General features: G+C 72.7%; 20 protein-coding genes and 1 pseudogene. 13 read left to right on the top strand and 8 right to left on the bottom strand.

Going from position 1 to position 21,578, the window contains the following annotated elements:
• Positions 1-5 precede the first annotated feature (5 nt).
• On the top strand, positions 6-890 hold the full coding sequence (sucD, locus tag G3I60_RS38985) for a succinate--CoA ligase subunit alpha (RefSeq protein ID WP_138352982.1): 885 nt from the start codon (positions 6-8) through the stop codon (positions 888-890).
• 132 nt (positions 891-1,022) lie between these two features.
• Here sucD and G3I60_RS38980 read toward each other — a convergent pair whose 3' ends face one another.
• On the bottom strand, positions 1,023-1,895 hold the full coding sequence (locus tag G3I60_RS38980; RefSeq protein ID WP_164294972.1) for an RNA polymerase subunit sigma-70: 873 nt from the start codon (positions 1,893-1,895) through the stop codon (positions 1,023-1,025).
• Positions 1,896-2,674: 779 nt separating this feature from the next.
• Here G3I60_RS38980 and G3I60_RS38975 point away from each other — a divergent pair.
• Positions 2,675-4,150 (top strand): DUF6350 family protein, encoded by a 1,476-nt coding sequence (locus G3I60_RS38975; protein ID WP_239070819.1) that lies wholly within the window; start codon positions 2,675-2,677, stop codon positions 4,148-4,150.
• Positions 4,151-4,535: 385 nt separating this feature from the next.
• On the opposite strand, the gene G3I60_RS38970 is transcribed toward G3I60_RS38975, so the two are convergent.
• Entirely contained in the window at positions 4,536-5,261 is a 726-nt protein-coding gene (locus G3I60_RS38970) for a hypothetical protein (RefSeq protein ID WP_232484672.1), read from the bottom strand.
• 241 nt (positions 5,262-5,502) lie between these two features.
• On the opposite strand from G3I60_RS38970, the gene purN reads away from it, so the two are divergent.
• Complete coding sequence (gene purN, locus G3I60_RS38965; protein WP_138359403.1) at positions 5,503-6,126, top strand: phosphoribosylglycinamide formyltransferase; 624 nt, start codon at positions 5,503-5,505, stop codon at positions 6,124-6,126.
• Positions 6,123-7,685 carry a bifunctional phosphoribosylaminoimidazolecarboxamide formyltransferase/IMP cyclohydrolase gene (purH, locus tag G3I60_RS38960; RefSeq protein WP_164294969.1) on the top strand — a complete coding sequence of 521 codons (1,563 nt, stop codon included), beginning with the start codon at positions 6,123-6,125 and terminating at the stop codon, positions 7,683-7,685. The genes purN and purH overlap by 4 nt, the downstream gene beginning before the upstream one ends.
• A gap of 58 nt (positions 7,686-7,743) precedes the next feature.
• Here the strand turns inward: purH and G3I60_RS38955 are convergent, their stop codons facing one another.
• On the bottom strand, positions 7,744-8,376 hold the full coding sequence (locus tag G3I60_RS38955; RefSeq protein WP_164294968.1) for an RDD family protein: 633 nt from the start codon (positions 8,374-8,376) through the stop codon (positions 7,744-7,746).
• 206 nt (positions 8,377-8,582) lie between these two features.
• On the opposite strand from G3I60_RS38955, the gene G3I60_RS38950 reads away from it, so the two are divergent.
• The 5 genes from G3I60_RS38950 to G3I60_RS38930 all read left to right on the top strand — a co-directional run bounded on the left by G3I60_RS38950 (position 8,583) and on the right by G3I60_RS38930 (position 12,620).
• Positions 8,583-9,449: a bifunctional methylenetetrahydrofolate dehydrogenase/methenyltetrahydrofolate cyclohydrolase gene (locus G3I60_RS38950; RefSeq protein WP_138359409.1), complete on the top strand. Its 867-nt coding sequence runs from the start codon at positions 8,583-8,585 to the stop codon at positions 9,447-9,449.
• On the top strand, positions 9,439-9,876 hold the full coding sequence (locus G3I60_RS38945) for a DUF3017 domain-containing protein (RefSeq protein ID WP_138359411.1): 438 nt from the start codon (positions 9,439-9,441) through the stop codon (positions 9,874-9,876). Before G3I60_RS38950 ends, G3I60_RS38945 begins: the two co-directional genes overlap by 11 nt.
• Positions 9,877-10,057: 181 nt before the next feature.
• Positions 10,058-11,047, top strand: coding sequence for a malate dehydrogenase (locus tag G3I60_RS38940; RefSeq protein ID WP_164294966.1), 990 nt, complete (start codon positions 10,058-10,060; stop codon positions 11,045-11,047).
• 183 nt (positions 11,048-11,230) lie between these two features.
• Complete coding sequence (locus G3I60_RS38935; RefSeq protein WP_164294965.1) at positions 11,231-11,605, top strand: hypothetical protein; 375 nt, start codon at positions 11,231-11,233, stop codon at positions 11,603-11,605.
• A gap of 13 nt (positions 11,606-11,618) precedes the next feature.
• Positions 11,619-12,620: a hypothetical protein gene (locus G3I60_RS38930; protein WP_164608346.1), complete on the top strand. Its 1,002-nt coding sequence runs from the start codon at positions 11,619-11,621 to the stop codon at positions 12,618-12,620.
• On the opposite strand, the gene G3I60_RS38925 is transcribed toward G3I60_RS38930, so the two are convergent.
• Positions 12,621-14,072 (bottom strand): PLP-dependent aminotransferase family protein, encoded by a 1,452-nt coding sequence (locus G3I60_RS38925; protein WP_164608345.1) that lies wholly within the window; start codon positions 14,070-14,072, stop codon positions 12,621-12,623.
• Positions 14,073-14,121: 49 nt separating this feature from the next.
• Here G3I60_RS38925 and G3I60_RS38920 point away from each other — a divergent pair, with 49 nt between their 5' ends.
• Positions 14,122-14,595 (top strand): carboxymuconolactone decarboxylase family protein, encoded by a 474-nt coding sequence (locus tag G3I60_RS38920; RefSeq protein ID WP_138352266.1) that lies wholly within the window; start codon positions 14,122-14,124, stop codon positions 14,593-14,595.
• Here G3I60_RS38920 and G3I60_RS38915 read toward each other — a convergent pair.
• Both G3I60_RS38915 and rocD read right to left on the bottom strand, forming a co-directional pair.
• Positions 14,592-15,437, bottom strand: a complete 846-nt coding sequence (locus tag G3I60_RS38915; RefSeq protein WP_203674949.1) for a hypothetical protein — start codon at positions 15,435-15,437, stop codon at positions 14,592-14,594. The two genes, G3I60_RS38920 and G3I60_RS38915, sit on opposite strands and share 4 nt — an antisense overlap.
• Positions 15,438-15,752: 315 nt before the next feature.
• Entirely contained in the window at positions 15,753-16,958 is a 1,206-nt protein-coding gene (rocD, locus tag G3I60_RS38910; protein WP_138352265.1) for an ornithine--oxo-acid transaminase, read from the bottom strand.
• 179 nt (positions 16,959-17,137) lie between these two features.
• Between rocD and trpS the strand changes: the two genes are divergently transcribed.
• Together trpS and G3I60_RS38900 are read left to right on the top strand one after the other, a co-directional pair.
• Positions 17,138-18,205, top strand: coding sequence for a tryptophan--tRNA ligase (gene trpS, locus G3I60_RS38905; RefSeq protein ID WP_138352264.1), 1,068 nt, complete (start codon positions 17,138-17,140; stop codon positions 18,203-18,205).
• A gap of 184 nt (positions 18,206-18,389) precedes the next feature.
• The gene (locus tag G3I60_RS38900; RefSeq protein ID WP_138352263.1) at positions 18,390-18,974 is read left to right on the top strand and encodes a 2'-5' RNA ligase family protein; all 585 of its coding nucleotides are present in this window, start codon (positions 18,390-18,392) and stop codon (positions 18,972-18,974) included.
• A 38-nt stretch (positions 18,975-19,012) separates the two neighbouring features.
• Here the strand turns inward: G3I60_RS38900 and G3I60_RS38895 are convergent, their stop codons facing one another.
• Positions 19,013-19,768: a decaprenylphospho-beta-D-erythro-pentofuranosid-2-ulose 2-reductase gene (locus tag G3I60_RS38895; protein ID WP_138352262.1), complete on the bottom strand. Its 756-nt coding sequence runs from the start codon at positions 19,766-19,768 to the stop codon at positions 19,013-19,015.
• 84 nt (positions 19,769-19,852) lie between these two features.
• Complete coding sequence (locus tag G3I60_RS38890; protein ID WP_138352261.1) at positions 19,853-21,217, bottom strand: FAD-binding oxidoreductase; 1,365 nt, start codon at positions 21,215-21,217, stop codon at positions 19,853-19,855.
• Positions 21,218-21,378: 161 nt separating this feature from the next.
• Here G3I60_RS38890 and G3I60_RS38885 point away from each other — a divergent pair.
• Positions 21,379-21,578 (top strand): annotated as a pseudogene (locus G3I60_RS38885) (hypothetical protein); the annotation flags it as partial.

The following is a 21,578-nucleotide window of genomic DNA, read 5'->3' as shown; positions in this document are numbered from 1 at the left end:
ACACCATGGCTATTTTCCTGACCAAGGAAAGCAAGGTCATCGTCCAGGGGATGACCGGCGCCACGGGCATGAAGCACACCAAGCTCATGCTTGCGGACGGCACCAACATCGTTGGCGGCGTCAACCCGCGCAAGGCCGGCACGAACGTCGAGTTCGACGGCACCGAGGTGCCCGTGTTCGGTTCCGTCGCCGAGGCGATCGAGAAGACCGGTGCCGATGTCACCGTCATCTTCGTGCCGCCGAAGTTCGCGAAGGACGCCGTCGTCGAGGCGATCGACGCCGAGATCCCGCTGGCCGTCGTGATCACCGAGGGCATCACGGTGCACGACTCCGCCTCGTTCTGGGCGCACGCCGGCGCCAAGGGCAACAAGACCCGCATCATCGGCCCGAACTGCCCCGGTCTCATCACCCCGGGTCAGTCCAACGCCGGAATCATCCCGGGCGACATCACGAAGCCGGGCCGTATCGGCCTGGTCTCGAAGTCCGGCACGCTCACGTACCAGATGATGTACGAGCTCCGTGACCTCGGCTTCTCGTCCGCCGTCGGCATCGGTGGCGACCCGATCATCGGCACCACCCACATCGACGCGCTGGCCGCGTTCGAGGCGGACGCCGACACCGACCTGATCGTCATGATCGGTGAGATCGGTGGCGACGCCGAGGAGCGGGCCGCGGACTACATCAAGGCCCACGTGACGAAGCCGGTCGTCGGCTACGTCGCGGGCTTCACCGCCCCCGAGGGCAAGACCATGGGCCACGCGGGCGCCATCGTCTCCGGTTCGTCGGGCACCGCCCAGGCGAAGAAGGAGGCCCTCGAGGCCGCCGGCGTCCAGGTCGGCAAGACCCCGTCGGAGACGGCTCGCCTGGCGCGCGCCATCCTCGCCGGCTGACGTTCGTCTGCTGACGGCTGAGAGGTCGTCACGCGTGACGACGCGGGCCCGTCCCCTTCGGGGGGCGGGCCCGCGTTTGCTTTGTGCGGCCGGTGCCGCCGCCGGTGCGACCCCTGTGCGGCCCTGGGCGGCTCAGCGCTCAGGGGGCAAACGGGGGGCTTGTGCGGGAGATTCGGCCGGTTTGTTGGGCTTGATGGGCTTGACGGGTTTGCTGGGTGCGGTCGTCTGCCGGGTGGGCTTGGCGGGGCCCGGTCGGCCGATGCGGCCCGCCTCCGGTACGCCCTGCCCCGGAGTGGCGGAGGGCGGTGCGGTCACCGGCGTCGGCTGGGCACGGTGCGGCAGTTCGCCGACGCGGTCGTACGTCACCACCAGCGCGGCGCCCGTCGCCCCGGCGATCAGCGCGGTCAGTGCCACCGCGGACAGCGTCCTGCGGCGCACGCCCCGCTCGCTCGCAACGCGTACCCGGGCCGCCGGGACCTCTTGGGCGCCAGCCGTTCCCGTACCCGTCTTCGGGTCTGGTTCCGCGTCCTGCTCCGGCTCCGTGAGGATGGCCTTCAGCCGTGCCGGTGCCTGGTCGCCCAGCTCCGGGACGGCCGCGCTCAGCGCCGCCCGCGCCTGAGTGATCCGGCTCGCCGTCGCGACCGTGCTCGCCTCGCTCTCGGCCGCGGCCACGGGCAGATCGAGCCCCAGCCCGTCGTAGAGCACGAGCGCCTGCCGCTGCGAAGGCGACAGCCGCAGCACCGCCGCCCGCACCGCGCCGTCCCGTTCGGAGCCGCGCAGCGTCCGCGCGGCGGCCCGTGGATGCGTACGGTGCCCCGGCACCCACTGCTGCCACGGCGCGAGCGCGTACTCGTACGCCGCCGCGCGCACCCAGCCGACCGGATCCGGATCCGCCGCGACCTCCGGCCACCGCTGCCACGCGAGATCGAACGCGCGGCGCACGGCATGCCGCGCGAAGCCCGGATTCCCGGTGATCAGGTCCACCTGCCGCACGAGGCCGCTCACGCTGTGCGTGTACAGACTGTCGAAGGCGGCCTCGGGATACAGGGCTGGTGAGGTCGGTGCGGTCTGGGCCGGTGGGATCGGTGTGGTCGGTGCCCGCGGAGCGGTAGGTACGGGTGGCGGGGGTGGTGATGGCTTGGGCTTCGGCGTCCGCGGTGGTGCCGGCGGTGGCGGAGGCGTCGGGTCGGCGGCCACAGGGATCGCCGGGGGGCGCGCCTTCGCACGCCGCGTGGGGGTGTTCGCCGGCTTGGGAGCGCGCTTGACGGCGACTTCCGGGCGCTCAGGGAGGGGTGCGATGGGCGCCGGCTCGACTGGGGAAACGGCGGGCCGGGCCGCACGGGTGACGAGGTGTGAGGACTCGGGAGCGTTCGTCCTGGGTGCGGAGGGGGGGGGAGACGGGGACGGGGAGGCGGGCTGGGACGGGGACTGTCGGGACTGGGACTCGGGCTGGGGATCCGGCTTGGGCTGGGGCTTGGGCTGGGGTTTTGGTTGGGGCTTGGGCGCCGGTGAGCCGGCGCGTGTGCGGGTCCTGGCGCGCTGGGGACGTTCTTCGGCCGAGGTCTTCACCGTCTTCGCGGCCTTCTTGGCGGTAGAGGCCTGCTTCGCCGCCTTCCGCGCCGTCACGTGCCCGACCTCACACAGCCGCTCCGACCGCCTTCGAATCCCCGTACGCACGATTGTGTGAAAAGACGCATAAAGTCATATTGCGCGACACGACGGGCGTTCGCCCGCTACCGCCTCAAATCGGTGTGTTCTTGGCACCATGGGTCGACGTGACCCACATGACGGACCACCTTCCCGGCCTGCCCGAGCGTGCCGCGAACTCCCGCCGCGCATCCGCGGCGGCCGCCGCGTTCGGTGGCGGGGTGGTCGCGGCCGGTCTCGGGCTCGGGGCCCTCGCCGTCACCGTTCTCATCCTGTGGATCAGCGCACCGTTCCCGGACAGCGGACTCGACGGCGCTCTGCGCATCGCCGCGGATCTGTGGCTGCTGGCCCACGGCGCGTGCCTGTCGCGGACCGACACGCTGTCCGGGCTGCCCGCCCCGATCGGCGCCACGCCCCTGTTGCTCACCGTGCTGCCCGGGTGGCTGCTGTACCGGGCCGCGGCGCATGCGGCTGCTCCTCCCGAAGGGTCGGGGGAGGGTGACGTCGGTGACGGTTCCGGTGTGCGGACGGAGCCTCGGGTCGCGGCTGCCGCCGCGGGCTGGCTCGTCGCCGGATATCTGCTGGTCGGCGTCGGCGCCGTGCTCTACACGTCCTACGGGCAGGTGCGCAGCGTTCCGCTCAGCGCGCTGCTCCATCTGCCGGTCGTGGCCGCGTTGGCGGCCGGGGCCGGCGCGTGGTCCGGGTGCGGGCGACCTGCGGTCGCGCTTCCCCGGGCGGTACGCCGTTGGCTCGACGAACTCTCGCTGCCGCGGTGGCTGACCCTTCCGGAAGGCGGCCTGCCGGCCGCCCTCCGTGCCGCCGCGGCTTCCACCGCCGTGCTCGTCGGGGGTGGCGCGGTGCTCGGCGGGGCCTCGCTCGTCTGGCATGAACGATTGGTCGGACATTCGTTCGCGCAGCTCAGCGCTCCGCTCTCGGGGCGGTGTGCGGTGCTGCTGGTCGCTCTGGCGCTGGTGCCGAACATGGCTGTGTGGGGTGCGTCGTATGCGCTGGGGCCGGGGTTCGCCGTGGGCGCCGGGAGTGTGGTGGCTCCAGCCGGATTGGGCGCGTCCGGGCTGGGGCCCGGATCCGGGCCTGACGTTCTGCCGAACTTTCCGCTGCTGGCGGCGCTTCCGGCGCCCGGGGCCACGCCGCTGAGCTGGGCGGTGTTCGGTCTTCCTGTGCTGGCCGGGGTCTACGCGGCCTGGCTCGTCGGCGGCGCCGCCGCGGCGGGCTCCTGGCGCCCCGCCCGCACCGCGCTGGTCGCCGCCCTCGCCGCGCTCGGCTGCGGCGCGGCCACCGCGTTGCTCGCCGGCTGGTCGGCGGGCCCGATGGGCTCGGCCGTCCTTGCGGACTTCGGGCCGCGGTGGTGGGCGGCGGGGGGTGCGGCGCTCGGGTGGACGCTGGTGGTGGGGGCGGCGGGGGCGGTGGGGGTGCGGTGGTGGCATGTGCGGGATCCGGCGGAGCCGGTGTCTTGGGGGGAGCGGTGGGGGAGCGTGCGGGGGGTTTTCCGGTGGCGGTGGTCGTGGTCGCGGTCTGCGCCGGAGGTTGCGGCCGAGGTGGCGGAGGTTCCGCCTATGCCGCTGGTGCCGCCGTTGGTGCCGCCGGCGGAGTAGCTGGGTCGGTGCCCGGGCCCTGCGGGGCGGCGGTTCGAAATCGACTGTTCAGGGCCTGGCGGCCCACAAATAGCTCGGCAGCATTTTCGAAGTACCCCTCCCCCAACCTCCGGCCGGGGGTGCCCCCAACGGCCCCGGTCCCCTCGCGTCACAGCCCCGGGGTGGGCGGGAAGTCCGCTTCGACCGCGGGCCCACAGCAGTCCGGCCCCGCCGGTAGGCGAAAGGGCGGGTGGGTGGGGGAAAGCCCGCCGCAGGCGCAAGGGTGCTGTGGGTGTCCGCGGCCCGCACTCCGCCGGTAGGCGAAAAGCCCGCCGCAGGCGTGACGGGGCTGCGGGGGTTCACGGGCCCGCGCCCCCGCCGGCAGGCATTCCGCCCGTCCGGAGGACTACCCGTCGTTGCCCAGGAAGGAGCGGACCGGCTTCGGGAGGAGGTCCTTGCAGGATTCGCTCGACGGGGTGGTGAGGGCGTCGCGTTTGCAGGTGTAGTAGTCGTTGTAGACGAACTGGAGGGTGAAGCTCGCGGCGACGATCGCCAGGGCGACCGCGCTCGTGATGATGCCGCTCCAGGCCGCCGCCGCGAAGGACCGCTGGGAGGCGGGGTTCGCGGAGGGGTTGGGGCGGGGGGTGTCGGCGCCGGATGCGGCGAGGGCCGCGGCCGCTTCGGCGCGGGCGGCGGCGCGGGTCTCGGGCTTCATGCGCAGGGCGCTGATGCCCCAGTAGAGGGCGAGGGCGCCGAGCAGGAGGCCGAGCTCGGTCCAGTGGAGGATCGCGAAGATCAGCGCCCAGCCGCCGCAGACCAGCGCGTAGCGGGAGCGGCGCTGGGCGGGGTCGGTGGGGTCGAAGCGTGAGCCGTTGGGCTGCGGCGGGGTTTCGGGGCCGCTGGGGCGATGGCCGAAGCCGTCCTGGCGGCCGGGCTGCTGGTTGCTCCACTGGCCGCCCCAGCCGGGCGGCGGCGGAGGCGGCGGGGTGCTGTCGCCGTCCTCGGGCGTGCCTTCGGGGCGCCGGGGCTGCCAGGGCTGTTCGGGGGCGCCTTCGGGCGGCGGGGCGAACGGGTTGTCCTGCTGATCGCCCTCGGGCGCACGCAGCGCGATAGTGATCTGTCGGCTGCTCATGATTGGTAGCGCCATCCCCTTGCCGTCGACTCCTCATGTCGTATGCGTCACGCGCAGGGCGCGCGATTGCTGTTCCTCCGGAAGACGCTACCGTCCGCGCGCTCCCCCGTCCCGTGGGGGGACCTTCGCGTGCCGGTATCGTTGCTGACGGTCGACGGCCTCGTAGGGTTCCCCGAATCGTGGGATCCGTCGGCTCATACGATCCTCCAAATCCGCACGGTCTCGAGAGAGAGCCCCGCCAGTGGCTGCGCAAACCCCGGCTCGTCTAGTCGTCCTCGTCTCCGGTTCGGGGACGAATCTGCAGGCGCTGCTCGATGTCATCGAGAGCGATCCCGCGTACGGCGCGCGGATCGTGGCGGTCGGTGCCGACCGGGACGGCATCGCCGGTCTGGAGCGGGCGGAGCGGGCCGGGCTGCCGGTTTTCGTGGTGAAGGTGAAGGACTACGCCGACCGGGCGGGATGGGACCTCGCGCTCGCGGAGGCGACGGCGGAACACCGGCCGGACCTGGTGGTCTCGGCCGGCTTCATGAAGATCGTGGGGAAGGAGTTCCTCGCGCGGTTCGGGGGACGGTTCGTCAATACGCATCCCGCGCTGCTGCCGAGCTTCCCGGGCGCCCACGGCGTCAGGGACGCGCTCGCGTACGGCGCGAAGGTGACGGGCTGCACCGTGCACTTCGTCGACGACGGCGTCGATACCGGCCCGATCATCGCCCAGGGGGTGGTGGCCATCGAGCCGGATGACACGGAGGAAGCGCTCCATGAGCGCATCAAGGAAGTCGAGCGAGGGCTGCTCGTCGACGTCGTGGGGCGGCTGGCTCGCGACGGGTATCGCATTGAGGGACGAAAGGTATTGATTCCGGCATGAGCGCCGAAGGTACGAAGCGGCCGATCCGCCGCGCGCTGGTGAGTGTGTACGACAAGACCGGGCTGGAGGAGCTGGCGCGCGGACTGCACGAGGCGGGCGTCGAACTGGTGTCGACCGGGTCGACCGCCGCGCGCATCGCCGCCGCCGGGGTGCCCGTCACGCCGGTCCAGGACGTCACCGGCTTCCCGGAGTGCCTGGACGGCCGGGTCAAGACCCTGCACCCCAAGCTGCACGCCGGGATCCTCGCGGACCTGCGTCTTGAGGACCACCAGCGGCAGCTGGCCGAGCTCGGCATCGAGCCGTTCGAGCTGGTGGTCGTGAATCTGTACCCGTTCAAGGAGACGGTCGCCTCGGGCGCGTCGCCCGACGAGTGTGTCGAGCAGATCGACATCGGCGGTCCTTCGATGGTGCGCGCCGCCGCCAAGAACCACCCCTCGGTCGCGGTCGTCACCAGCCCCGGGCACTACGCGGACGTCATCGCGGCCGTCAAGGACGGCGGGTTCGACCTGACGCAGCGCAAGCGGCTCGCCGCCGAGGCGTTCCAGCACACCGCCTCGTACGACCTGGCGGTGGCGATCTGGTTCGCCGAGGGCTACGCGGCCGACGAGAGCCCGTTCCCGGACTTCACCGGCGTCGCCCTCACCCGGCAGCACGTGCTGCGCTACGGCGAGAACCCGCACCAGCCCGCCGCGCTCTACAGCGACGGCAGCGGCAAGGGCCTCGCGGGCGCCGAGCAGCTGCACGGCAAGGAGATGTCGTACAACAACTACACGGACACCGAGGCGGCGCGCCGGGCCGCGTACGACCACACGGAGCCGTGCGTCGCGATCATCAAGCACGCCAACCCGTGCGGGATCGCGGTCGGCGCGGATGTCGCGGAGGCGCACCGCAAGGCGCACGCCTGCGACCCGCTGTCGGCGTTCGGCGGGGTCATCGCGGTCAACCGCCCGGTGAGCGTGGAGCTCGCCGAGCAGGTCGCGGAGATCTTCACCGAGGTCATCGTCGCGCCGGCGTACGAGGACGGCGCCGTCGAGGTGCTGGCCCGCAAGAAGAACATCCGGGTGCTGCGCTGCGCGGACGCGCCGATCGGCTCGGGCGAGTACCGGCCGATCGAGGGCGGGGCGCTGGTCCAGGTCAAGGACCTGCTGCAGGCCGAGGGCGACGACCCGGCGAACTGGACGCTGGCGACCGGTGAGGCGCTGGACGCCGCCGAGCTGGCGGACCTGGCCTTCGCCTGGCGCGCCTGCCGCGCCGTGAAGTCCAACGCGATCCTGCTCGCCAAGGGCGGCGCCAGCGTCGGCGTCGGCATGGGGCAGGTCAACCGGGTGGACTCGGCGAAGCTCGCGGTGGAGCGGGCGGGCGAGGAGCGGGCGCGGGGTTCGTACGCGGCCTCCGACGCCTTCTTCCCGTTCCCCGACGGGCTGGAGATCCTGCTGGCGGCGGGCGTCAAGGCCGTGGTCCAGCCGGGCGGTTCGGTCCGTGACGAGCTGGTCGTCGAGGCGGCGAAGAAGGCCGGCGTGACGATGTACCTCACCGGGACCCGGCACTTCTTCCACTGACGCAGACGCAGAGCCGAACGCGGCCCGCACCCCCGAGGGGGTGCGGGCCGTCGCCGGTCTACGGGCGCTTCACCACGACGGTGTGCATGATCTTGTCGGCGAAGGTCTGGTTCTTCTCGTCCCACAGCGGCCACAGGTAGCCGATGTAGCAGGCCATCCCGTCGAGGGCGTGGCACAGCCGGCGGACGAACGCCATCCCGAAGCCCAGCACCTGGCCGTCGGCCTCGCGCAGCAGGTGGATCCCGGCGATCTTCTTGCCCGGGGTCTGGCCGGTGGAGCCTTCCCGGTAGCAGAGCCACAGGGTGCCGGCGAGGCTCAGCATGCCGCCGATGGCGATCATCGCGAGGGCGCCGCCCGGCATCGAGGGGGTGGGGCAGGTGCTGGTGCCGCTGGTGTTGCACCGGTCGGCCGCGTCGAAGAGCACCTTGGCGAGCTGGACGTAGCCGACGATGATCAGGATGAACGGCACCAGGCTGACGATCAGGAAGTCCAGCAGCGTGGCGCCGGCGCGCGCGCCCCAGCTCGCCAGCGGGGGCATCCCCGGCGGCAGGCCGCCCTGCGGGTACCCGTACTGGCCCTGGTTCTGCTGCGGGAACTGCGGCGGCTGCTGCGGGTAGCCGTACCCCTGCGGGGACTGGGGCGGCTGCTGCGGCTGGTCGTAAGGGTTGTTGGGGCCGGGCGGATAGCTCACGTGCGGTTTCCTCCGAGCGGGGACGTGGAGCGTGGGGACGCAGGGGCACATCGTCGTGGCCACGGTGGTGGCAGCGCAAGGCGCGCGGTGGCGGCGGATCGGCCACGGAGTCAAGGGCGGGTCAAGGCGCGGCCGAGTGCGGGCATCGGGTAACGATCCGAGGCCCGGATTCGTCGGCGGGACCCCCCATCCGGAAAGATGGGGTCATGACCGCCCAGATTCTCGATGGCAAGGCCACCGCAGCCGCGATCAAGTCCGATCTCACGTCCCGCGTGGCGTCGCTCAAGGCCCGGGGCATCGTGCCCGGTCTTGGCACCCTGCTGGTCGGTGAGGACCCGGGCAGCAAATGGTATGTCGCGGGCAAGCACCGCGACTGCGCGCAGGTCGGCATCGGCTCGATCCAGCGCGAACTGCCCGACACCGCTACCCAGGAGGAGATCGAGGCGGTCGTCCGGGAGCTGAACGCGAACCCGGAGTGCACCGGCTACATCGTCCAGCTCCCGCTGCCCAAGGGCATCGACACCAACCGGGTCCTGGAGCTGATGGACCCGGAGAAGGACGCCGACGGCCTGCACCCGATGAGCCTCGGCCGCCTCGTGCTCAACGAGACCGGTCCGCTGCCGTGCACCCCGAACGGCATCGTCCAGCTGCTGCGCCACCACAAGGTGGAGATCAACGGCGCGCATGTGGTCGTCGTCGGCCGCGGTATCACCGTGGGCCGCTCGATCGGGCTGCTGCTGACCCGCCGCAGCGAGAACGCCACCGTGACGCTGTGCCACACCGGCACCCGTGACCTGAGCGGGCTGCTGCGCCAGGCGGACATCATCGTGGCGGCGGCCGGGGTCGGGCACCTGGTCAAGCCGGAGGACGTCAAGCCCGGCGCGGCCGTGCTGGACGTCGGTGTCAGCCGCGACGGCGAAGGCAAGATCGTCGGCGATGTGGACCCGGGGGTGGCCGAGGTCGCCGCCTGGATCTCCCCGAACCCCGGCGGCGTCGGCCCGATGACCCGCGCGCTGCTGCTGGCCAATGTCGTCGAGGCTGCCGAGCGCGCGGCTGCGGGCCATGGCGGCTGAGCCGGAGCCCGGAGAGGTGGCGGCGGGCGAGGCGGCCGCTCCCCGGCCGCACCGGTACGCGCTCTGGACGCGGACCACCGCCCGCCCCGAGGGCGGCGGCCGGGCGGCCGGCCGGGACGCCTCCGCGCCGGCCCGGCAGTGGCCCATCCTGGTGGTGCTCGGCGGGGTCGCGCTCGGCCTGGTGCTGACCGCGGCCGACCACTTCCGGGCGGGAACGGTGATCGTCGGGGCGGCGCTGCTGGTGGGCGGTGCGATGCGGTTCACGCTGCCGTCGGTCGGCATGCTGGCCGTGCGCAGCCGGTTCACCGACGTCATCACGTACCTGGTGCTCGGTACCGCCATCGTGCTGCTGGCGCTGATGGTGCAGCCGGATCCGATCCTGGACGTCCCGTTCCTCGAGGACATCATCCGCTTCTCGGTGCGCTGATCCCGCCGCCGGCCCGGAAATCGCGAAGCGGTGACCGGGGCCACACCGGGGCGGGTCAACTGTTCCGCCGTGGCGCGATAGCCTGACGGCGGGTCTCTTGATGCCGAGAGACCCACGTTCCGGGGCTAGGGACGCTGCCGGGGCGGCCAGATTTCCCGCAGGAAAAGGCCAGGAGAAGGCAATGACTCGCACCCCCGTCAACGTCACCGTCACCGGAGCGGCGGGCCAGATCGGCTACGCGCTGCTCTTCCGCATCGCGTCGGGCCATCTGCTCGGCTCGGACGTGCCGGTGAACCTCCGCCTCCTGGAGATCCCGCAGGGTCTCAAGGCCGCTGAGGGCACCGCCATGGAGCTCGACGACTGCGCGTTCCCGCTGCTGCGCGGCATCGAGATCACCGACGACCCGAACGTCGCCTTCGCCGGTGCGAACGTCGCCCTGCTCGTCGGCGCCCGCCCGCGGACCGCCGGCATGGAGCGCGGTGACCTGCTCTCCGCCAACGGCGGCATCTTCAAGCCGCAGGGCAAGGCGATCAACGACAACGCCGCGGACGACATCAAGGTCCTCGTCGTCGGCAACCCGGCGAACACCAACGCGCTCATCGCGCAGGCCGCGGCCCCGGACGTACCGGCCGAGCGCTTCACCGCGATGACCCGCCTGGACCACAACCGGGCGCTCTCGCAGCTGGCGAAGAAGACCGGCACCACGGTCTCCGACATCAAGCGCCTGACGATCTGGGGCAACCACTCGGCGACCCAGTACCCGGACATCTTCCACGCCGAGGTCGCCGGCAAGAACGCCGCCGAGGTCGTCAACGACGAGCAGTGGCTGGCCGACACCTTCATCCCGACCGTCGCCAAGCGCGGCGCCGCGATCATCGAGGCCCGTGGCGCCTCCTCGGCCGCCTCGGCCGCGAACGCCGCGATCGACCACGTGCACACCTGGGTCAACGGCACCGCGGCCGGCGACTGGACCTCGATGGGCATCGTCTCCGACGGTTCCTACGGCGTTCCGGCCGGTCTGATCTCGTCCTTCCCGGTCACCACCAAGGACGGCGCCTTCGAGATCGTCCAGGGCCTGGACATCAACGAGTTCTCCCGCGCCCGCATCGACGCTTCGGTGAAGGAGCTCGAGGAGGAGCGCGACGCGGTCCGCGCCCTCGGCCTCATCTGAGCCCCACGCACAGCGCACGACGGCCCGCCGCCGGTCCCCGAGAGGGGCCGGCGGCGGGCCGTTGCCGTGTACAGGAATATGACGCCGGAACCATCCGGGCAGCGGGCGTGTCCTTTATCCTGAGAACTCCGGATTACGTTCAACTCGCGTTGATCGGACGTGAGTTCGACGATCGGGGGGCGAATGTCCGGTCCCGTGCGCCGTGGCTCCCGTACGGAGGCCACCCGCCTGCTGTGCGCGGGTGTGTACCCCGACATCGACTTTCGCGGCCGGGTCATCGAGCAGCTGGTCTTCGCGTCCCCCGAACTGATGACGGCCGTCAGACTCCCGCGCGCGCAACTGCCGCTGCCGGCACGGTCGGAGGACAATGGTCTCGACGAGGTCGAGGGGGAGCTCGCGGACGTCGCGGGCGAGATCGACCGGACCGACCGGACCGGGCGGGCCGAGCGCGGCCGGCTGGAGCGGCTGCGGTCGCTGCTGATCAGCGGCAGCACCGCGGCCGGCGGACTGGCGTCGGCCGTCGCCGTCGTCCAGGCCATCGCCCAGCCGCTCGGATGAGGAGGGGGCCGACATGAGCCATTGGGACGCGGACCGGCAGCAGTGGGTGCGGGGCCCACAGACCGGACAGGCACCGGAGGAGCCGTACGAGCCCCCGGTGTACCCGCCGGAGGAGCCGTACGAGCCTCCGGTGTACCCGCCACCGCCGGCCTACCGGCCGACGACGCACGGCATGACGCACGACGCGACACGGTACGAACCGATCCTGGGGCCCGCGTTCGGCCCGCCGCCCGGCCCGCCCCCGGGCCCGCCACCGGGACCGCCGCAGGGCTGGTCGCGCGCGACCGTGCTGACGGCCGTCGTCGCGTCGGTGGTGCTCGTGGCCGGGCTCGGATTCGGCGGCTGGGCGCTGCTGCGCCACCACGACGGGAACAAGGACGCCCGGCCCGGGTCGAGTTCGCCGCCCTTCGACCAGCCGTCGACCGACACCACGACCGACACCACGACCGACAGCACGACCGACAGCACGACCGACGGTACGACCGATACGGGGACCCCGTCGGAGTCGACCACCGACTCGCCCTCGTACAGCCCGAGCACCGAAGGACCGAGCCCGGCGCCGTCCGGCTACGTCCGGACGTCCGACCCGGCCGGTTTCTCCCTGGACGTTCCCGAGGGCTGGCAGCGCAGCACGGAGGGCGACAGCGTCTTCTACAGGACGGCGGACGGCAACAGCCTGATCCAGGTGTTCGCGCTGCGGGGTCCCGAGACGACGCCGTACGAGTCCCTGGTGGCGACCGAGCAGACGGTGTCGAAGAACCCCGGGTACCACCGGATCCGGTTGGTGCAGCTCGGTTCCGGCGCGGGTGACGCCGCCGAACTCGAGTACACCTACGTCCGCACCGACGGCACTGTCCGGCACGTCGTCGTCCAGGCCTTCACCGATCCCAGCACCGTCCAGTACGCGCTGCTGGTGGCGGGCCCGGACGGTGACTGGACCGCGCACCAGGAGGTCTTCAGGAACCTGCTGTCGTCGTTCTGCACGACCGGCCACTGCCCGTCCGACAGCGGCTGATCAGCGGCTGTTGCCGGTCGCTTCGGCGAGCAGCGCGCACAGTGCGTCGAGCGCGCCGTTGAAGGCGTGTTCCGGCGGCGTGCCGAAGCCGACGACCAGGGCGCCGGGACCGTCCGCCGGGCCGTTGTAGGCGTCGAGACCCGCGAGGGCGAGGCCCGCCCGGCCCGCGCGGGCGACGAGGTCGCTCATCGGGGCTGAGCCGGGCGGCAGTTCGAGGACGGCGTGCAGCCCGGCCGCGATGCCCGACACCCGCACCTGGGGGGCGTGGGCGGCGAGCGCCGCGACCAGCCGGTCGCGGCGCCTGCGGTAGTGCAGCCGCATCCGCCGCACATGGCGGTCGTAGGTGCCCGAGCGGATCAGTTCGGCGAGCGTGAGCTGGTCCATGACGGGGGAGTGGCGGTCGGCGGACCGCTTCTCGGCGACCACCGCGTCGAGGAGGGCCGGCGGGAGGACGAGCCAGGCGAGCCGTATGCCGGGCGCCAGGCTCTTGCTGGCGGTACCGGCGTAGACGACCTGGCCGGGGGCCAGCCCCGGGTGCGCGCCGACGGGCTGCCGGTCGTAGCGGAACTCGCCGTCGTAGTCGTCCTCGATCACGGTCCCGCCGGTGGCCCGCGCCCACTCCACCACCGCGGTGCGCCGCTCGGGCGAGAGCGACGCCCCGGCCGGGAACTGGTGCGCCGGCGTCAGCAGCACCGCGTCCGCCGCGGGGCGGTGGTGCGGGCCGAGCCCGTCGAGCCGGGCGCCGCTGCAGTCCACGGGCAGTTCGACGGTGCTGAGGCCCGCCGAGCGCAGGATCCGGCGGGTGTCGGGGAAGCCGAGCGCCTCGACGCCGATCCGGCGGGCGCCGCGGTCGCGCAGCGCGCGGGCCAGCAGCCCGGTCCCCTGGACGAACCCCGAGCAGACCAGGATCAGCTCGGGGTCGGCCCGCACCCCGCGCACCCGCGCCAGGTACTCCGCGAGCGCCTCCCGCAGCTCGGGGCGGCCGCGCGGGTCCGAGTAGCCGAAGGCCTCGTTGGGCGCGGCAGCCATGGCGCGGCGGGCCGCCGCGAGCCAGGCGCCGCGCGGGAACGCCGACAGGTCGGAGGAGCCGGGCCGCAGATCGTAGGGGTAGCCGTCGGCGGCCGGATTCCCCAGCAGCAGCCCGGTCTGCTCGGGCACGGCCCGGCCGCGGGCCGGGCGGGGCGGCGGCGCACTGCCCGCCACCTGCGTGCCGGAGCCCTGCCGGGCGGCCAGCCAGCCCTCCGCGACCAGCTGGCCGTACGCGTCGGCGACCGTGTTGCGGGCCAGGCCGAGGTCCTTGGCCAGCGCCCGCGACGACGGCAGCCGGGTCCCCGCGGTGAGCCGGCCGTCCCGTACCGCCTCGCGCAGCGCCCGCTCCAGACCGGCCCTCGCACCGGTGCCGGCGGTCAGGTCGAGATGGAGGTCGACCCCGGAAATGGCCCAGTCGTTCATCTCTCAAGTGGACCATGCGACGGGGCCACTGTCCGCTTAGCGTGGAGCCATGACTTCGAACGACCAGACCCTTGTCCCCGCTCCCGCCCAGCGCATCAACCTGATGAAGGCCGCCCCTGACGTCTACGAGGCGATCCTGGCGCTCAACAAGGCCGCCGCCCACGGCCTCGACCCGGTCGTCGCCGAGCTGGTCAAGATCCGCGCGTCCCAGCTCAACGGCTGTGCCTTCTGCCTGGACATGCACACCCACGACGCGAGCAAGCTCGGTCTGTCCGAGCAGAAGCTCCACGGCATCGGGGCCTGGCGCGAGACGCCCTTCTTCACCGCCCGCGAGCGCGCCGCCCTCGCCCTCTCCGAGGCCGTCACCCGCCTAGGGGAGCACGGCGTCCCCGACGACGTCTTCGACGAGGCCGCCCGGCACTTCGACGAGGCCGAGCTGGCACGTCTGATCGCCATGTGCATCACGATCAACGCCTGGAACCGGGTCGGCGTCACCACCCGGCTCTCGCCCGCCGCCCGCTAAGCGCTCTCCGGCGGCGCGCCGCCCTCCCCGAACCGGGCCAGCACCAGCGCGCCGAGCACCGCCAGGGCGAAGCCCGCGAACGCCAGCGGCTCCAGCCCCGGCCGGGTGCGGTCGCCGAGCGCGATCACCCCGACCAGGGCGGGCCCGACGGTCTCGCCGATCACCATCCCGGCGGTGGCGGCGGTGACCGAGCCGCGCTGCAGGGCCGAGGTCAGCAGCAGGAAGGCGGCGCCGCCGCCGATGAGCAGCGCGTAGGCCGCCGGATTGCCGAGCACGGCGCCGAGCGACAGATCGTCGACCAGCCGCACGGCGACCTCGACGACCCCGAACCCGATCCCCGCGCCGAACCCCAGCGCGGCGGCCCGCGCCCGGTCCGGCAGCCGCCCGGCGAGCACGCCGAGCCCCAGCACCGCGAACGAGGTGGCCAGCACGCCCCACCGCAGCGCGGTGCTCCCGACTCCGTCGCCCTCCGGCCCGGACGCGAGCCCCAGCATCCCCAGCCCGCCGCACACGGCGGCCACCGCGCCCCACTCGACGCCCTTCAGCCGCACCTTCAGCATCCGCGCGGCGGCGACCGCGGTGACGGCCAGGCTGGCCGCCAGCGCGGCGCCGACGGCGTAGATCGGCAGCACCCGCAGCGCCACGAGCTCGAGCGCGAACCCGGCGGTGTCGAGCCCGAGCCCGGCCACGTACCGCCACTGCCGCAGCGCCCGCACGAACAGCCGGGCATCCACCCCGGACCCGCTCCCCGGCGTAGCGGCCCGCGCCGCGACCGCCTGGAACACCGAAGCAACCCCGAAACACACGGCTGCGCCGAGCGCGCAGAGCATTCCCACGACCATGCGCCGACCTTAGGTCCGCCGGACGGGATACGACGGGAGGACCCGGCCCCGCCCGGACCGGCCCCGCCCGGACCGGCCCCGCCCGGACCGGCCCCGCCCGGACCGGCCTCAATCGCCGGCCGGGCTGAAAGATCGCCTCAAACGCCGGCGGGCCGAACGACACCCGCCGATGCCGTCCGGACGTGAGGGGGCCGGGTCCGCAGGGGTGGGGTTTCGAAATGCTGCCGAGCTATTTGTGGGCGGCCACGCCCGTAAATAGTCGATTTCGAAGCCCCGACCCCCACGCCCCGGCCCCCGACCCCCACGCCCCGGCGGTCAGCCCGCGAGCACCGCTCGCAACTGCTCCAGCCCCCAGTCCAGATCCTCCTTCGAGATCACCAGCGGCGGCGCCAGCCGGATCGTCGACCCGTGCGTGTCCTTCACCAGCACCCGCCGGTCCATCAGCCGCTCCGACACCTCGCGCCCCGTCCCGTGCCCCGGCGCGATGTCGATCCCGGCCCACAGCCCGCGCCCCCGCACCGCCGCGACCGGCCCGGAGCCCGTGAGGAGGCCGAGCTCGTGGTGCAGGTGGTCGCCGAGTTCGGTGGCGCGCTGCTGGTACTCGCCGGTGCGCAGCATCGCGATGACCTCCAGCGCCACCGCGCAGGCCAGCGGGTTCCCACCGAAGGTGGACCCGTGTTCGCCGGGCCGGTAGACGCCCAGCACCGCCGCGGACGACACGACCGCCGACACCGGCACCACACCGCCCCCCAGCGCCTTCCCGAGGACGTACATGTCCGGCACGACACCCTCGTGCTCGCACGCGAAGGTGCGGCCGGTCCGCCCGAGCCCCGACTGGATCTCGTCGGCGATGAACAGCACGTTCCGGTCCCGGGTGAGCGCCCGCACTCCCGCCAGATAGCCCGGCGGCGGCACCAGCACCCCCGCCTCCCCCTGGATCGGCTCCAGCAGGACGGCGACCGTGTGCTCGTCGACGGCCGCCTCGATCGCGGCGAGGTCGCCGTACGGAACGATCTCGAACCCGGGCGTGTACGGCCCGAAGTCGGCCCGTGCCTCCTGGTCCGTGGAGAAGCTGATGATCGTGGTGGTGCGCCCGTGGAAGTTGCCGTCCGCGACGACGATCTTCGCGCGCCCGTCCGGGACGCCCTTGACCTTGTAGCCCCACTTCCGGGCGGTCTTGACCGCCGTCTCGACCGCCTCGGCGCCGGTGTTCATCGGCAGCACCATCTCCATGCCGCACAGCTCGGCGAGCTGCGTACAGAAGTCGGCGAACCGGTCGTGGTGGAAGGCGCGGGAGGTCAGCGTCACACGGTCGAGCTGGGCCCTGGCGGCGTCGAGCAGCCGTCGGTTGCCGTGGCCGAAGTTGAGGGCCGAGTAGCCGGCCAGCATGTCCAGGTACCGGCGGCCTTCGACGTCCGTCATCCACGCGCCTTCCGCGGTGGCGACGACGACCGGCAGCGGATGGTAGTTGTGCGCGCTGTGGGCCTCTGCGGCGGCGATGCTGGTGTCCGTTGTCGTCACGTACGTGCTCCGTTCGTGGTGCGTCGGGAGTTGTTGCCTCGGGGCGGGGTGACGCCCCTTTCTATCGTCGGTCGGCCGCAATGCGATGAAACCTTGCGGCATCCGCTGTTCGGGGCGCACCCCCGCAGCGGTGCCGGGGAGGGGGTGATCGGGGCCGGGGGACCTGAGAGAATGACGGCATGGCCAACGACCGCCCGCCCGTCACCCACCACCACCCTCAACCGAGGGACTTCGCCCCGCCCCTTACACCGCGCGCCCTCTCCGGTATCCAGCCCACCGCAGGCTCCTTCCACCTGGGGAACTACCTGGGCGCGATCCGCCAGTACGTGGCGCTCCAGGAGACCCACGACGCGTTCTACATGGTTGTGGACCTGCACGCCATCACGGTGCCGCAGGACCCCGCCGAGCTGCGGTCCAACACCCGCCTCGCGGCGGCGCAGCTGCTGGCCGCGGGCCTGGACCCGGACCGCTGCACGCTCTTCATCCAGAGCCACGTGCCGGAGCACGCGCAGCTCGGCTGGGTGATGAACTGCCTGACCGGGTTCGGCGAGGCCGGCCGGATGACGCAGTTCAAGGACAAGTCGGCGAAGCAGGGGGCGGACCGGGCGACCGTCGGCCTGTTCACGTACCCGATCCTGCAGGTCGCGGACATCCTGCTGTACCAGGCGAACGCCGTGCCGGTCGGTGAGGACCAGCGCCAGCACGTCGAGCTGACCCGCGATCTGGCGGGGCGGTTCAACAGCCGCTACGGCGACACGTTCACCATCCCGGCGCCGCACATCGTCAAGGAGACCGGGAAGATCTACGACCTCCAGGACCCGACGGCGAAGATGAGCAAGTCGGCGTCGTCCCCGAAGGGCCTGATCAACCTTCTCGACGAGCCGAAGGTCTCGGCGAAGAAGATCAGGAGCGCGGTCACCGACACGGACACCGTGGTGCGCTTCGACGAGAAGGACAAGCCGGGCATCAGCAATCTCCTCACCATCTACTCCACTCTCACCGGTACCGGAATCCCGGAACTGGAGCAGCGGTACGCGGGCAAGGGCTACGGTGCGCTGAAGACGGACCTCGCGGAGCAGTTTGTGGAGTGGGTCACACCGTTCCGGGAGCGCACGCAGGAATACCTGGGCGACCCGGAGACGTTGGACGCTGTCCTGGCCAAGGGTGCGGAGAAGGCGCGCGCCGTGGCCGCCGAGACCCTGGCCAGCGCGTATGACCGGATCGGCTTCCTGCCCGCGAAGCACTGAAACGCACCGGAGCACCGGCGCAGCGCCGCACCGGGAGGGCCCGGCCGGGGCGGTACCAGAGTCAGAGGTCCCGGCAGAGTGTGTCCGACGACGCTCGCGGCGCGACCCGCGCACGCGTCACACTGAGAGCAGACCGAACAGCGCCCGCGAGGCGCCCGTGATCCGGGGAAGAGGGGTGAACGCAGTGGGGACCAGCACGATCGGAGTCTCGATCGCGGTCCCGGAGCCCTACGGCCGCCTGCTCCAGGAGGCGCGCGCCGGCTTCGGTGACCCGGCCGCGTACGCCATCCCCACGCACGTCACGCTGCTGCCGCCGACCGAGATCGACTCCGGTGACCTCCCCGCGCTGCGCCGCCACCTCGCGAAGGTCGCGGCGGCCGGCCGGCCGTTCCCGATGCGGCTGGACGGCACGGACACCTTCCGCCCGCTGTCCCCGGTGGTCTACGTGCACCTGGCGGACGGCACCCGCGAGTGCACCGAGCTGCAGGGCGAGGTGCGCTCGGGACCGGTCGTGCGTGAGCTGCAGTTCCCGTACCACCCGCATGTGACCGTCGCCCACGGCATCGCCGAGGAGGCGATGGACCGGGCCTACGCGGCGCTCGCGGACTTCAAGGCGACCTGGACGGCCACCGGGTTCGCCCTGTACGAGCAGGGCGGGGACGGGGTCTGGCGGAAGATGCGTGAGTACCCTTTCGGCGTCGACACCTGTGGTGCCGTTCCGCACCAGCAGGGCGCCCGCGCCACCCATGACGCCCCGCTGATCCCCTGAAGAGGTCGCCGGCCCTCGGATGAAGCGGCGGCCGGCCCTCAGACCGGCAGCTTCCTGAAGAGCGCGCGCGGCACGTGCCGCAGTGCCGACATGACGAAGCGCAGCGCGCCCGGCACCCACACCGTCTCCGCGTGCCGCCGCAGGCCCGTCTCGATGGCCTCCGCGACCGCTTCGGGAGTGGTGGCCAGCGGCGCCTCCGGCAGCCCCGCCGTCATCTTCGTGCGGACGAAGCCGGGCCGGACGACCATCACGTGCACGCCCGAGCCGTGCAGCGCGTCGCCGAGGCCCTGGGTGAAGGCGTCCAGGCCCGCCTTGCTCGACCCGTAGATGAAGTTGCTCCGCCGGGCCCGCTCGCCGGCCACCGAGGAGAGCACGACCAGCGAGCCGTGCCCCTGCCGTTGCAGCGCGCTCGCGCACACCAGCGACGCGGACACCGCCCCGGTGTAGTTGACCTGCGCGACATGGACGGCCGACAGCGGCTCCTGCTCGTCGCGCGTCTGGTCGCCCAGTACGCCGAAGGCGAGCAGCACCATGTCGAGGTCGCCCTCCGCGAAGAGCTTGCCGAGCACCTCCTCGTGGGACGCGGTGTCCAGCGCGTCGAAGGGCACCGCGTGCGCGTCCGCGCCCAGCGACCGCAGGTGCTCGGCGGCGGCGTCGAGGGCGGGGGAGGGGCGGCCCGCCAGATGGACGGTCCTGGTGCGGCGGCCGATGAGGCGGCGGGCGGTGGCGAGCGCGATCTCGGAGGTGCCGCCGAGGATCAGCAGGGACTGGGGGGTGCCGAAGGCGTCTTTCACTGCGGAGCTCCTGGTGGGCCTAGGGGGCCTGGGGGGCCTGGGGCGGTCTGACGGGCCCCGCTGCGGGGCCCGCCCGGGACCGTCCTAGAGGGCGAGGCGGCGGGCGAGGTCCGAGGTGAAGACCCCGCGGGGGTCGAGCTCGGCGCGCAGCCGCCGGAAGGCGTCGAGCCGCGGGTACATGCCGGGCAGCAGTTCGGGGCGCAGCCGCGAGTCCTTGGCGAGGTAGACGCGGCCGTCGGCAGCGGCGACCTCGTCGTCCAGGACGTCGAGGAAGGTGGCCAGCCCCGGCATGGTCGCGGGGATGTCGAGGGCGAGGGTCCAGCCGGCCATCGGGAAGGACAGCCAGCCCGGGTCGGCCTCGCCGAACCGCTTGAGCACGGCGAGGAACGACGGGATGCCGCGGCGGCTGATCCGCTCCACGATGCGGCGCAGCGCGCTCTCCTGCCCGTTGCCGATGACGAACTGGTACTGGACGAAACCGCTGCGCCCGTAGATCCGGTTCCAGTCCGGCACCCCGTCGAGCGGGTGGAAGAACGTCGAGATCTTCTGCAGCTCGCCGTGCCGTTCGCGGGGCGCCTTGTGGTACCAGAGGGCGTTGAACAGCCCGACGCTGCCGCGGCCGAGCAGCCCTTCCGGTACGAAGTTCGGGGCGCCCGGCAGCCGGCCGGGCCGGAAGTCGAGCGGGTCGCGGCGGGCGCGCGGCGGCAGGGCGTCGAGCGGGGCGTGGTCGCCGCGGGTCAGGACGGCGCGGCCGGTCCTCGCGCCGCGCGCGAGCAGGTCGATCCAGGCGACCGAGTAGCGGTAGCGGTGGTCGTCGGCGGTCAGCCGGGCCATCAGGTCGTCGAGGTCGGTGGCCCGTTCGGTGTCGACGCTCATCAGCGAGGTCTCCACGGGCAGCAGCTGGATCGTCGCGGCGAGCACGACGCCGGTCAGTCCCATGCCGCCGGCCGTCGCCCAGAACAGCTCGGGCTCGTCCTCGGGGGTGACGAGGCGGGTGCCGCCGTCGGCCGTCAGCAGCTCGATGGCGCGTACGTGGCGGGTGAACGACCCGGAGAGGTGGTGGTTCTTGCCGTGGATGTCCGTGCCGATGGCCCCGCCGACCGTGACGTAACGGGTCCCGGGGCTGACGGGGACGAACCAGCCGAGCGGCAGCAGGACCTGCATCAGCCGGTGCAGGCTCACCCCGGCGTCGCAGACCACCAGGCCGTTGATGGCGTCGATCTCGTGGATCCGGTCCAGGCCCGTCATGTCGAGGACGGCGCCGCCGGCGTTCTGCGCGGCGTCGCCGTACGCCCGGCCGAGCCCGCGGGCGATGGCGCCGCGGCCCCCGCAGTCCCGGACCGCCTCGGCGGCCTCCTCGTAGGTGCGCGGGCGGAGCACATGCGCGGTGGTGGGCGCGGTGCGGCCCCAGCCGGAGACGGGGGTGGTCAGGGCGGAGGGAGCAGGCATACGGGTGACGTTATCGCCCGAGAGGTGTTGATTGCCCGTATATGCCGGTCCTCTCACTGAAACGGGTGACTGATGGTGAGTCAAAAGTCAATAGTGGGCATATTAACTCATTGTCCCTTTTGTTCTGGAAGGGCGAACCACGAACGAAGGAGAACCCGCCGGTGCGAACTCCGGACTCCGCCGCGTCACGTGTGTCAGAAGTGGACCGCCGGCTGCTCACCGCGCTGCGCCGGTGCGGCGACGGACCGCACGTCGCCCGCACCGCGCGGGCCCTGTCCTGGAGCGGTGAGCACGCCGCGCTGTGGCTCGCCGCCGGGGTCGCGGGCGCGTCCGTGGACCGGCGGCGCCGCCGCGCCTGGCT

Source organism: Streptomyces sp. SID13666 (assembly GCF_010548325.1).
GTDB classification, from domain to species: domain Bacteria; phylum Actinomycetota; class Actinomycetes; order Streptomycetales; family Streptomycetaceae; genus Actinacidiphila; species Actinacidiphila fildesensis.
This window is presented reverse-complemented; position numbering and strand designations above follow the sequence as displayed.